Source organism: Flavobacterium soyangense (assembly GCF_015277675.1).
Classification (GTDB): Bacteria; Bacteroidota; Bacteroidia; order Flavobacteriales; family Flavobacteriaceae; genus Flavobacterium; species Flavobacterium soyangense.
In genome coordinates this window covers 45,601-58,011 of the sequence record NZ_JADHEC010000015.1, presented here as the reverse complement: position 1 = coordinate 58,011, position 12,411 = coordinate 45,601, and the positions used below count along the sequence as shown (strand labels likewise).

General features: G+C 33.8%; 10 protein-coding genes. All 10 read right to left on the bottom strand.

The genetic code is table 11. The features are described from left to right. Positions 1-176 precede the first annotated feature (176 nt). The 10 genes from IR213_RS16295 to IR213_RS08305 all read right to left on the bottom strand — a co-directional run bounded on the left by IR213_RS16295 (position 177) and on the right by IR213_RS08305 (position 12,410). Positions 177-299, bottom strand: coding sequence for a hypothetical protein (locus IR213_RS16295; protein ID WP_317173139.1), 123 nt, complete (start codon positions 297-299; stop codon positions 177-179). A 215-nt stretch (positions 300-514) separates the two neighbouring features. Next, positions 515-1,972, bottom strand: coding sequence for a glycoside hydrolase family 30 protein (locus tag IR213_RS08345; RefSeq protein WP_194311851.1), 1,458 nt, complete (start codon positions 1,970-1,972; stop codon positions 515-517). A 108-nt stretch (positions 1,973-2,080) separates the two neighbouring features. Next, on the bottom strand, positions 2,081-3,373 hold the full coding sequence (locus tag IR213_RS08340) for a family 16 glycosylhydrolase (protein ID WP_194311850.1): 1,293 nt from the start codon (positions 3,371-3,373) through the stop codon (positions 2,081-2,083). A 19-nt stretch (positions 3,374-3,392) separates the two neighbouring features. Further along, positions 3,393-4,955 carry a sugar porter family MFS transporter gene (locus IR213_RS08335; protein ID WP_194311849.1) on the bottom strand — a complete coding sequence of 521 codons (1,563 nt, stop codon included), beginning with the start codon at positions 4,953-4,955 and terminating at the stop codon, positions 3,393-3,395. A 51-nt stretch (positions 4,956-5,006) separates the two neighbouring features. Continuing rightward, positions 5,007-6,455, bottom strand: a complete 1,449-nt coding sequence (locus IR213_RS08330; protein WP_228479131.1) for a glycoside hydrolase family 30 protein — start codon at positions 6,453-6,455, stop codon at positions 5,007-5,009. Between the two features lie 16 nt (positions 6,456-6,471). Next, positions 6,472-7,305 (bottom strand): endonuclease/exonuclease/phosphatase family protein, encoded by an 834-nt coding sequence (locus IR213_RS08325; protein WP_194311848.1) that lies wholly within the window; start codon positions 7,303-7,305, stop codon positions 6,472-6,474. 337 nt (positions 7,306-7,642) lie between these two features. Next, complete coding sequence (locus IR213_RS08320; RefSeq protein WP_194311847.1) at positions 7,643-8,746, bottom strand: glycoside hydrolase family 16 protein; 1,104 nt, start codon at positions 8,744-8,746, stop codon at positions 7,643-7,645. Positions 8,747-8,827: 81 nt separating this feature from the next. After that, entirely contained in the window at positions 8,828-9,775 is a 948-nt protein-coding gene (locus tag IR213_RS08315) for a hypothetical protein (protein ID WP_194311846.1), read from the bottom strand. A 10-nt stretch (positions 9,776-9,785) separates the two neighbouring features. Continuing rightward, the gene (locus IR213_RS08310; protein ID WP_194311845.1) at positions 9,786-10,886 is read right to left on the bottom strand and encodes a hypothetical protein; all 1,101 of its coding nucleotides are present in this window, start codon (positions 10,884-10,886) and stop codon (positions 9,786-9,788) included. 15 nt (positions 10,887-10,901) lie between these two features. Beyond that, entirely contained in the window at positions 10,902-12,410 is a 1,509-nt protein-coding gene (locus IR213_RS08305; protein WP_194311844.1) for a RagB/SusD family nutrient uptake outer membrane protein, read from the bottom strand. Position 12,411: the final 1 nt, after the last annotated feature.

The following is a 12,411-nucleotide window of genomic DNA, read 5'->3' as shown; positions in this document are numbered from 1 at the left end:
AAAATTTGCCAATAAAACTCCGTCTCTGGTAGGATTTTTCATGATTGTCGATGCTTCAACTAAATTGATGGAAATTGTATACATTTTGTATGATTTCAAATCAGAATATTCAAAAGTAGTGCAGCTTAATCCAAAGCCAAAAGAAAATTTCGGAGTACTTGGCAAATCAATATAGGCTAATCTAAATGGGGAATTTTGATAATTTTCAAAAGTCTTCCAGTGTTGAATTTATTGTAATAAATAGGAATTTGACCTTCTTCTCTAGGAAAAGACATGGTCAGTTTTGCACTGGGACTCACCTCTCGAAAAAGCACATCGGCAATTGCATTCCCTGCTTCGCTACTTAACCACCATATTTAAAGAATTGCCGCAACATTACCAGCAGTCCAATTAAAAATGAGTGATCTTCCTTCATTAATCAATTCAACGACTGGTTTTCCTGTAGTCATAATTAAATTATATATAACAAAAAGACTAATAATAGGAGAAAAATTAATATATAATTAACTGTATATTAATACACTAAAGTTTGAATGGCATGAGGCAAAATTGAAACTTCTGTTGCACTTGTGCCAATACATAAATTATAAATCACTTTTTTACTACTTTGATTCATTACAACAGTAACGACTTTTCCATTTTGGTTTAAAAAAGAGGTAGTCATTAAAATACTACGACTTGACACACTGCTGATTCTTTTAGCATTTTTATCAATAAATTTTGAAAAATGTCCAATGAAATAGTATGAAGGTGTATAAATTAATTCACTAGTATTGGTGTCATAATGAATTGGGGCAAAACAGAAATTACCTACGTGATTTGGCCCTCCATTTTCATCTAAAAGGATGTTCCAATCAGTCCAACCCACAGTTCCGTTATTAAAATCGTTAATCATTGATTTACCATAACGTTCTCCGTTTTTCCAAAGTTGGTATTTTTTTGCATTAAAACTTTCAACGCAGCCTTCGGTAAAAAGTAAGTTTTTGTTGGGATACATTTCGTGTACTTTACCCACGTTTTCATACATTTGCTCACCACCACTCCAGTTTTCGTACCAGTGAAAACCAATTCCCCAAACATATTTACTGGCTTCCGGGTCATCAAGAATTGTACTAGCTCTTTGAGATAACAAATCTCTGTTGTGATCCCAAACCGAAATCTTTTTATCGCCAAGCCCTGCTTTATTTAATGTTGGACCAAGATAATTCTTTAAAAAATCACGTTCGTTTTCGGCTGTAAAAATACACGATTCCCATTTTTGAGTCGCCATTGGCTCGTTTTGAATTGTTAATCCCCAAACCGGAATCCCTTCTTTTTGATAACTATTTATAAATTTCACATAATAATTTGCCCATGATTGATAGAATTCAGGTAATAATTTTCCACCTTTCAGCATGTTTTGGTTGTCTTTCATAAAGGCCGGCGGACTCCAAGGAGAGACAAATAATGTTAATTTCCCTCCAGCTGTTTCCATAGCTTTTTTAATCAAAGGAATTTTAAATTTACGGTCATGGTCAATGTTGAAGGTCTTCAATTCCTTATCCCCTTCATCTACATAAGTATATGTATCACTGCTAAAATCACAACTATTTATGTTGGTTCTAATTAAAGTATAGCCAATCCCTTTGTCTTTAGAGAAATAAGCATTCAACAATTCTTGTTGTTTTGCTTTTGATAATTTTGCAAAAACTTCGGCACTGGCATCAGCTATTGCACCTCCAATTCCTAAAAATGTCTGGAAAGTCTTGCTTGGATTTACAAAAATACAAGTCTGGGTTTCAAGAGGTTGTTTTATTTCAGAGAATTTCAAATTATCAGTATTTGTCAATCTTAAATTTGTGCTGTCAGCAGAACTGTAAACACTAATTACTTTGTTTTTTGTAGAAAAAGGTTTCTGCAAAGTTTTGCTTTTTTGCTGAGAAAAGGTACTGGCTGTGATCAGCAAAATGAATGTGATAATTGTTGCTTTCATATTTTAACTTTATTTTAAAATTTTTCTAATTCTTACATTTCCATTTTATTGGAAATATTTTAGTGTTTTTTTCCTGTACGATTTTAAAAACCTTGCAGGTTTATTTATTTATTTTAATTCGTAAACTCTCACATAATCAAAAATTAATTTTTGAGATGTTAATGCCGGATCTATTTCTCCGCCCATTCCCCCTCCCATTGCAAGGTTTAAAATTAGATTTTGCGGTATTTTATTATATGGCCAAGTCAAACTTCTTGGTTCAGTGAGCTGATAGTCAAAATATTTTTTTCCGTCAACATACATTGTCATACCAGATGGCAACCATTCAAGAGTATAATTATGAAATTCTCTATTCATATTTTCAACATCTGTAATAAACGGTGTCTGATTTCCTTTCTTAAAATAATACCCCTCGTAATGGACGGAACCATGTGTTTTACCATTTCCTGTATTGTCATCTATTTCAGAACCCACATTTTCTAATACATCCACTTCACCACAATAAGGCCAAGATAATTCATCTACATATGAATCACCTAATAGCCATGCTGCTGACCAAGTTCCTCTTCCTACAGGGACTTTTGCTCTAAATTCGATTTTTCCATACAAGAAACTTTCTTTACCGCGAGTAGTTAATCTTGCCGAAGTCCAAGGTTTCCCAGCATCATTTTTTCTGGCTTCGATAATAAGGTTTCCTCCTTCTTGTCTTGCGTTTTCAAGCCTTTTTTTAGTATAATATTGTGGTTCATTATTGCCCCAACCCCAATTTCCAATGTCATAAGTCCATTTTGTTTGATCTGGAAATCCCTTTCCGTTAAACTCATCACTCCAAGTTAATTTCCAATCCTTTCCTGTAGTGTTTTGTTTAATTACTAAAGGAGAAGCTTTATGTTCTAGTATTAAAGTGAATTCAATTCTATCAATTAATAATACACTTTTTCCTATATGAAGTTTCATTAAGTGAGTCATTGCAGCCAAGGGAGAACCATCTGTTTGAACAAAACTATTTGAACTATTCTCTGAAACAGTCATATTTCTGGTAATGTTATATTTCCGACCTTCTTTGTTACCTATGTAATCTTCTATCCAACAATTTGCAGCTTTAACTTCTTTGTTTTTTGCAAAAAGACGTACAATGTATCTTCCTGAAACAGGAATGTTTACACTATAATTTAGCCAAGAACCATCTTGACTTGTTTTGACAAATCCATTATTTAACAATGTCACATTTCCAGAATTTTCGGTAAAGTCTTCTGCTTCTACAATTATTACTTTTGGAGTTTGATTCTTATCTTTACTTGTTATTTTTTGAGTTTTTGTATTGGCACAATTGGGCAAAAATAAAGTCATTACCAATGGCAAAATAAATTGCTTTTTGAATTTTCTAAACAGTATTACCATATTTAATTTTTTCAATTAATTATTTTACTAAAATAGCCTCTAATTCTTCTAATGATTTTCCTTTAGTCTCAGGCAATAGTTTTATAATCAAAAGCAATCCAAAAAAAGCAAAAAGTCCGAAAATCAAAAAAGTTAAAGTAGTTCCTAATCTTGATAATTCCCATGGGAAAACGAGTTGAACTAAAAAACTTACCGCTGAATTAATAAATCCAACAAATGAAATGGCAACTCCTCGTATTCTATTTGGGAATAGTTCCGAAAATAACACCCACATTACTGGTCCAAGTGAAATGGCAAAAGAAGCTACAAAACCTAAAATACAAAATAGAATTAAGGTTGAATTCATCTTTATAGAAGCCGTTATAAGTTCTGATTCGTATTTATTTGCCAAAGTTGCTCCTATAGTTGCTGCTACAGCATTTTTAAATTCGGTATCCGTTTCAAAGGTTTTATTTTTTAAAGAATTCAGTTGGCCATCAGTTATTTCGGTTGGCAATTTCCCCACAGAAGTATCGGTCAGGGTGTAAGTTGCTGCATTAAAACTATAAGCCAACACAAACATACTTAGTGCAATACCGCTTACGCCAATAATTAACAAAGGTTTTCTTCCCAATTTATCAATTAAAGCCATTGCTACAATGGTAAACACCACGTTGATTAGTCCTACTAAAATAGCTTGGATAAAAGAAGCGTCGGTACCAATTCCTGATTGTTCAAAAATCATTGGAGCATAGAAAAATACACAATTGATCCCAACAATTTGTTGCAATATTGCGATTCCAATTCCAATGGTCATTACTAATTTCATTGAAGGCGCAAACAATTCTTTAATCGATATTTTTTCTTTTGGAGCAGAATCCAATAAAATACTTTCCTGGATTTCGCTAACGGTTTTCTCGGCAATTTTTTCGTCACCAACGGTTTTCATTATATCTAAAGCTTCACCGAATCTTCCTTTCATAATAAGCCACCTTGGACTTTGAGGAACAAAAAATAAAAAGATAAAATAGAGAAAAGCAGGAATGAATTCTATTCCCAACATCCATCTCCAGTTATATTCCCTGATTTTTAAAGTATCAACCCAAGCTGCATTCGAACTTGCTAAATGAACAATAAGATAATTGGTAAAAAATGCTACTGAAAGTCCAATTACGATATTCAACTGATTGAATGAAACCATTTTTCCCCGTTTGTCAGCAGGAGCGATTTCGGCAATGTACATTGGCGCTATTATTAAAGAAATTCCCACTCCAATTCCAGCTAACATTCGAGCAACTACCAAAATAAAAAAGGTAGGGGCCAAAGCCGATAAAATGGCCGAAAAAGCATATAACAAAGCGGAATATTTCAGAACTACAATTCTACCATATTTGTCACTTATAGGCCCTGCAAACATCATTGCCGCAGTAGCAGATAAGGATAAGGAGGCTACAGCCCATCCTAATTCGATTTTTGAAAGCTGAAATTCGGGTTCTATAAATTTGATTACTCCGGAAATAACCGAGGCATCAAAACCCATTAGAAATCCACCCATTGCTACTACTAAAGCAATTAGCGTTACTGAACTTTTTTTTGTTTGCATAAAATTTGGTTGTTTGGTTGTTATTTAATTTGATTCATTTTTTTGTTTACTTTACCATATGTAAGTACCCACAGAACCACCTTCTAGTGAAGTAGTAATCCATCGTCCATTATATTTTATATTGAATAATTCCGTATTAATTCCATCATTTTCAACAATTAATACAATTTTTCCGTTTGGAGTCTTAAAAGCTGTATTGTTCAAATTCCCGCTTAAATTACTTGCAATTCTGACTGAACCAGTAGGAACAAATTTTGAGGCATGGGCAATTATATAATAGGATACATTTCTGTCAAAATTCTCACTACTAATCAACGTTAATGCCCCTTTGCATTGTGTACAACCGCCAGGCGTATGAGGTCCAAATGATGTATTGTTAGCCAGATTCCATTCTAATGCAACTTTGCTCCAATTTCTCATAGACCCAATAACTACATTTTTTGTATGCCATTTAAGATCTGCACCAAAATTTCCGTCAGATGAAGTCCATTGTTCTGTAAAATAGACATTTTTATTTGGAAATGTATTATGAACAGTCGATAAAGCACTTATATCTCCTCCATATAAATGAAATGCGGAACCATCTATGTAAGGATTTGCTGCAGCATCATTCAATATTGCCAATGGATAATCCGGTTTGTCACAATTATGATCATAAATAATAATTTTGGTTTTAATGCCCGCAGTTTGGAAAACTGGGCCTAAATTATTTTTTATGAATGTTGACTGTTGAACTGCGGCCATCATCATACTTGGATTATTTCCTGGATTCAAAGGTTCATTTTGCGGGCAAATTGCATCAATTGTAATCCCTTCGGCTTTCATTTTTTGAATATATTTTACAAAATATTGGGCATAGACTCCATAGTATTGAGGCTGCAAACTTCCACCTATAGAATTATTATTGTCTTTCATCCAAACCGGAGGAGACCAAGGAGTAGCCATGATTTTTATATTTGGATTTATTACCAAAATTTCTTTCAAAAGAGGTATTAAATTCGTCATATCCGGTGTCAAACTAAAATTGGTCAGGTTCACATCCGTTTGTCCTGTTGGGATATCATCATAAGAAAATGGAGTGCTGTTTAAATCTGAAGCTCCAATACTAATTCTTAAATAGCTTATAGAGATCGAATTACTGGCTGAACCAAATAATTCTTGCAATAATTCCTGTTTTTTGGCAGTACTTAATTGATTGATGACCTCCGCACTTCCTCCTGTTAAAGTAAAACCAAAACCATCTATTGTTTGAAAAGTCTGTGAATCATCTACTTCAATATTTGCATAAATATTATAGGTTGTTCCAAAGGCTAAAATACTTGATTGTTTCTGAAGCTTAACAGATTGATCTGCTTTAGTTAACCAAAAATCAACCTCATTAGTTAAAATTGGGGGTGGTGTTGGTGTTGGCGTAGGCACTGACCCACCATTTGAACTAGAACAATTTGTCACTAGACTGGTTAGTATTACTAAAAAGAAAAATTTCATTATAGTTTTCATTTTGTTAATTTTTATTCTATTTATAGCTTATTTTAACATAAACTGGCAAATGGTCTGATGGATATCTTAAATCCTTTGAATCGCTTAAAACCGCAAATTTCTTTACTTTAAATTCACTGTTTTTAGAAATAAAAATATAATCTATCAATGCAGTTACTGCCTCATTGTGCTTAAATCCGTTGAAAGTTCCCGATGGTCCAAAAGGTTTATCTTCAGAGATTTTTCTGCAATCATTCATTTCTTTATTTAGGGCTATAATTCTTTCCTCTTTAGGTTCAGAATTAAAGTCCCCCATAAAAATAGTTGTATAGTTTTTTGTATTCAATTCCTTTATTTTCGAAAGAATGAGTAAAATTCCATTTGTTCTGGCCAATTCTCCAATATGATCTAAATGGGTATTGAAAACCCAAAATGTCTCTTTAGTTTTTAAATCTTTAAATAAACCATAAGTACAAACTCTATTGCATGCAGCATCCCAACCTTTTGAAATTTTGTCCGGAGTTTCTGAAAGCCAAAAAGTGTTGCTTTCTAATAATTTAAAACCATCTTTTTTATAATAAATATTAGATGATTCTCCTTTTCCAATCCCTTCTCTTCCTATTCCAATGAAACTATATTGATAAAGTGCTGTTGCAATATCAGTAACCTGATGTGGTGTTGCCTCCTGAACTCCCAAAATATCCGGTTCATAAAATTGTATTTGTGAAGTAAAAAAATCTTTGCGATGTGTCCAATCATTTTCTCCATCAACTGCAACATCAAGACGAATGTTATAAGTCATTAATTTTAAATTTTGTGCATTTGAAAAAAATAAGTTAAATATTGCGATAAAAAAAAGGATGTATTTCATTTTATTTATTTTGGTATACCCTTACATAGTTTATATTGAAATTTGAAGAGGTAAAATTTGGATCTATTGATTTGTTATGTGTTCCTTCTATTGCGCAATTAAATATCAAAATGAAATTCTGACTAATGTCACAAACATAATGTTTTTTAAATACAATTTTATAATTTTAAGCTGACTTGTTAGACCTACAAGCCAAGAAAAAATTGAAGTAGATACTAATAAGAGAACGCAAAATACCTTTAAATTATTCATTCTAAAAATTAAATTTTGTTTCCATTATTGCTTCCGTTAATTAACAAACAGAAGCAAATAATGAAAAACTAACTAAACAAAATAATCAATTATAAACTCTAACATAATCAATTTCAAAAGTTGAAGAAACAAAATTTGGATCTATAGTACCACCAAAATTCCCTCCAATTGCTGAATTTATAATCAAGAAAAAATTCTGGTTGAAAGGTAAACTAGCCGAATTCACAAAAGTTTTAAACAACTGATTATCAACATAAAATTTGACAAAATCAGCTCTCCAGTCTAACTTATAAATATGAAACTCTGTAGTTGCATTAGTTATAGTTACATTAGATGAATCACCTGTACCGCCATAATGACCGGGATAATGAAGCGTCCCGTATATTTTATTAAGCTGATTTCCCAAGTGTTCCATCATGTCAATTTCTCCACAAGCCGGCCAAGGAGCAGTATCAATATTGCTTCCCAACATCCATAATGCTGGCCAAGTCCCACCTCCAATAGGCATTTTTGCCTTTATTTCTACTGTACCATATTTAAAAGAAAATTTTCCTTTAGTAATAATTCTTGCAGAAGTATAATTACTACCAAGATAACTTTCTTTTATGGTGTTTATTTTTAGTGTTCCATTTGAAACTGATATGTTTTCTGGCCTATTGGTATAATATTGAGCTTCATTATTTCCCCAGCCACCTGCACCAGTATCATAACTCCAATAATTACTATTAGGAGTGCCTGCCACATTAAATTCGTCGGACCAAAGTGCGGTAGGAGCAACATACAAGCTAATTGAGGCAGAAGTGCTAATAAAATTTGCTCCATTATATGCAGATACATATACAACATAAGTATTAGTGCCTGATGCTGTATAAGTATAAGTGAATACCCCATTTGTAACTTCTTTTACCTCGCCGTTACCAAGTAAAATTTTATAGGAAGTTGCATTAGTTGCACTGATATTAAAATTTACCATTCCGCTACCATCCCCATTTGGATTTTGAACACTTGTTCCAATTACTAGTGCTGAAACTACTAGATTTGTTGGCGTTGTACTTTTAGTGCCACTTCCTCCAGTAGAGCCACTATCGCTACTACAAGAAATTAACATAAAAGCACTAATTAGCAAACAACTTCTAAATAAATTTATTTGCCATTTATTAAGCCTAGAAATTAAGATATTTGGTGTCATTAATATTAAATTAAAATTAAAAAAAATTAAAAAAAAACCCAGAACCAAATAATAGTTCTGGGTCTTATTTAAAAAAAAAACTTATGGTGCTGGTTTTAATTTTAAATACCATGCGTTTCCAGTTTCGGTTCCTCGTACTCTAAGGAACATGTATGTAGGAGTTATTTCCAAAATTTCGTATTCTTTTTGTGTTGCACCATAACCTATGAAAGTATTAACACCTGCTAAATTAATACTTGTTTTAGTTGATGGAAAAGAGGTTGGAATTGCACTTGAAGAAGTAGAAAAAAGGAAACTTGAAGTTCCACCTGCATATGGGTAACAACCCTCAGCTCCAGAAGCTGGAATTCCAGGAAGCCCCCCAGCTAAAGCACCAGTCTTTGTAAAAGCGCCATCAGGAGTAGTAACTGTTAATGAATAGGTGCCAGATTCTACCACTTTAGCAAACTTAAATGTAGCCGTATAAAAACAAGGTGCTTCAGTAACCTTAGCATCTATAGGAGCAGACCACCACCAACCGGATGTTCTAGTTTGATTCCAATCATCTACTCCAAAATGAGCTGGCACACTCTTATCAACAATCCACGTTTTTGAAGAATTGTTCGTTAAATTAGTAACAATAGCTGCATCTGGAGTAAAATCATATCGTACAGTAATATCCTTTGTAAGGTTAGTTGAAGTTCCTCCTGCCCCAGAAGCAACGACTGTTACTCTATATGTATTCACCCCTGTTGCAGCATTAAAAGTTTTGGAGCCTGAATTGCCAGTCAGAAAAACCCAATCAACTGCATCATTAGCATCATAATCAATTTTACTTCCTAGAATATTGTTCCCAGTTACTGAAATATTTACTTTCCCTGAACCATCTCCATTAGGATGGGTAGCGTCTTTGCCAACAATTACCGTATTAATAATCAAGTTATTAGGGGCAGTTAAATCTCCTAAAGAGAAGGTGTCTTGTGTACAACTTGTAACTACAAAAAGCAACAGGAAGAAAACACCAAAAATGTATTTTATATTTGTTTTCATATATTTAATATTAATTAGTTTGTCTGAAGTTATCTACATAGAAAACTTCTTGAGTTCCATTTTGTGAATCGTTAAAACGTAACACAAGCTGACCAAATTTGGCTCCAGCAGGTATGCCTGAAATAGAGCTAAAATCGAAAGTTATTTCTTCCCAAGCACCAGATGTTGTTAATGGCATCTTTACAATAGCAACCCCATTCGAAGGTAATCCACCAATAGCCGCTTCTAATTCAACATTTAATTTTTTACCAATATTGGCAGCACTTGGATTGTAAACCATAACTTTTATTTTTTTTCCGTAAGCAAAATTGATAGGAATATTTAAAGGACTGTAAGTTCCACTCCAAGGAGCATGACCATTAGTATACATTCCAACTTTTAAGCTTGTATCTAATCCTGTTTTGCTAGGATTGTCAACTGTAGAAAACAACTGTTGACCCCAATCATCAAATGTTCCAAAAAAGTCTACATCTCCAGTTTCAAAATCAATAGGTAAGTCAAATAATGTTTTAGTTGCTTCCGTTTTTGCAACGCCACCACTCAATGCGACTACTTTAAGAACAAATGGACTTGCTCCAGCAGCAGAATATGTATGCGCAGGCAATTCTTGACCAATAGCCAATGGCGTGCCCACTTCATTTGCTACATCTCCATAATATACCAAAAATGATTTAGCATATAAGGCAGTTGCACTCACTTTCATTTCACCAGAAGTTGCAATAGTAACATTTTCTGGCGCTCTGTAAGTAACTACTAACGGAAAAGTAGCAGTTGTTTGATGTCCTGCAATATCAGTCGAAAGTATAGAAACGGTGTAAGATCCTTCTGGATAAGAATGTGTAGCGCTTCCGCCAGGTAAAACCACAGCAGATGCGGAAGCTCCAGTTCCTTGACCATAATTTACTGCAAATGATGTTACTCCATCTCCTGTAGGAGTAATTTTTACATTTCCAGAATTATCAGTACTTATGTCAAAAATCTTGGCAACATTCCCTGAAGCGGCAGAATTTACAAAAGAAGTATCGCCGTCGATACCATCTATTTGTTGAGTACAACTTATTGTTACAGCCAGTAGCAATACAAAGCTGAAAACTAATTTTATGTTTTTCATATTTTTCATTATTTATTAATTATACCCTGGATTTTGTTTTATTTGAGTATTTTCTAATTCTATTAATGGAATTGGAAAAATTTCGCTTTTACCAGCCACAAATCCTCTGTCTGCTAGAGCAGTAACAGCTTTCCCTGTTCTAACTAAATCGAACCAACGGTGACCTTCTCCAGCTAATTCAATTCTACGTTCATTGGCAATTGCAGTTAAAGAAACTGGAATAGATGCTAAACCAACTCTCGCTCTAACAGCATCAAGTAAGGCTTGAGCTCTAGTTCCACTACCTCCTAATGCCTCAGCTTCCATAAGATAGGTGTCTGCTAATCTAATGATGTAGGTGTTTTGAGCATAATTTAATATTTGATCTCCACCTGATGGTGCCTTATCAGCTACCCTTGGCATAAATTTATTAAGAAAATAGCCTGTATCTTTATTTGCTGGAGCCCAATCGGCATCACCTGAAGCTTTTAATGCGGCTAAATCCAACACTGTTGCTGAAAAACGAGGGTCGTTTTTTATTACATCATAGAATTTTTGAGTAACAGTATTAAAACTCCATCCACCAGCTAAATCTGGTGCTGCTGCAGTTTTTTTAACATACCCACGTGGACCAACTAATTGATTCAATGTGTTTCCTTCGTCGCTTCCAGAACCCCAGTTTCCAAAACCTGTTTTTCCAAAACTAGAATGATTTTCTTCAATAATTGATTCTGAATTGAATTTATTGGCAACAATCCAAAGGTCTTTAAAGTTAGTTAACAATTTATAACCATAAATACTTGTTCCTCCAGGTGTACCATTTACAACTGCTAATTCTGTAGCTGCCAAAGCATTTTTATTATCATACAAATAAACTTTTCCTAACAAGGCTTGAGCTCCACCTTTTGTTAAACGACCCAATTCAGCCGAAACTACTGTGCTAGGTAAAACCGCTACTGCTTCAACAAGGTCTTTCTCAATTTGAGCATAAACGGCTGTTGGATTGGCTTGAGTAACTGAACTAATATCAGCTGGACCTAATGGGGTTAAAATTAAAGGGACATTTTTAAACATTCTCACTAAATTAAAGTAATACAATGCTCGCAAAGCTTTAGATTCAGCTGTAAATCTTGCTTTTAATGTTGCATCCATAGGAATTCCAGGTAGTTTTTGCAATAAAACATTAGCTCTGTAAATCCCCTGATAATGATCGTTCCAAAAACTTCTAGGGATAGTTACAGCATTTATTGTATAATTAGAAAATCCTTGGATTCCAGCACCATCGCCAGCATCACCACCACCAGCATAAAAATCATCAGATCCTGCATTCATCATGGCTATCATATTTTCAAAACCGCCAGAATTTTTCTGTACTTTATCATAAACTGCTACCAATGCTGCGAAAGCTTCATTCTCATCTTTATAATAGTTGGATTCTAGATCTGTTCCTTTTGGCTCCACGTCCAAAAACTCTTTGGTGCATGAGACCGTTGTTATTGCCATTACTATTATAGCAAGTAAGTACCTCATTTTTATTGTTTTCATA

Bases quoted from the DNA above. Each gene is read 5' to 3' on its own strand.
- IR213_RS08330 (WP_228479131.1), bottom strand. From the start codon at position 6,455: ATGAAAACTATAATGAAATTTTTCTTTTTAGTAATACTAACCAGTCTA.
- IR213_RS08345 (WP_194311851.1), bottom strand. From the start codon at position 1,972: ATGAAAGCAACAATTATCACATTCATTTTGCTGATCACAGCCAGTACC.
- IR213_RS08340 (WP_194311850.1), bottom strand. From the start codon at position 3,373: ATGGTAATACTGTTTAGAAAATTCAAAAAGCAATTTATTTTGCCATTG.
- IR213_RS08325 (WP_194311848.1), bottom strand. From the start codon at position 7,305: ATGAAATACATCCTTTTTTTTATCGCAATATTTAACTTATTTTTTTCA.
- IR213_RS08310 (WP_194311845.1), bottom strand. From the start codon at position 10,886: ATGAAAAACATAAAATTAGTTTTCAGCTTTGTATTGCTACTGGCTGTA.
- IR213_RS08305 (WP_194311844.1), bottom strand. From the start codon at position 12,410: ATGAAAACAATAAAAATGAGGTACTTACTTGCTATAATAGTAATGGCA.
- IR213_RS08315 (WP_194311846.1), bottom strand. From the start codon at position 9,775: ATGAAAACAAATATAAAATACATTTTTGGTGTTTTCTTCCTGTTGCTT.
- IR213_RS08335 (WP_194311849.1), bottom strand. From the start codon at position 4,955: ATGCAAACAAAAAAAAGTTCAGTAACGCTAATTGCTTTAGTAGTAGCA.
- IR213_RS08320 (WP_194311847.1), bottom strand. From the start codon at position 8,746: ATGACACCAAATATCTTAATTTCTAGGCTTAATAAATGGCAAATAAAT.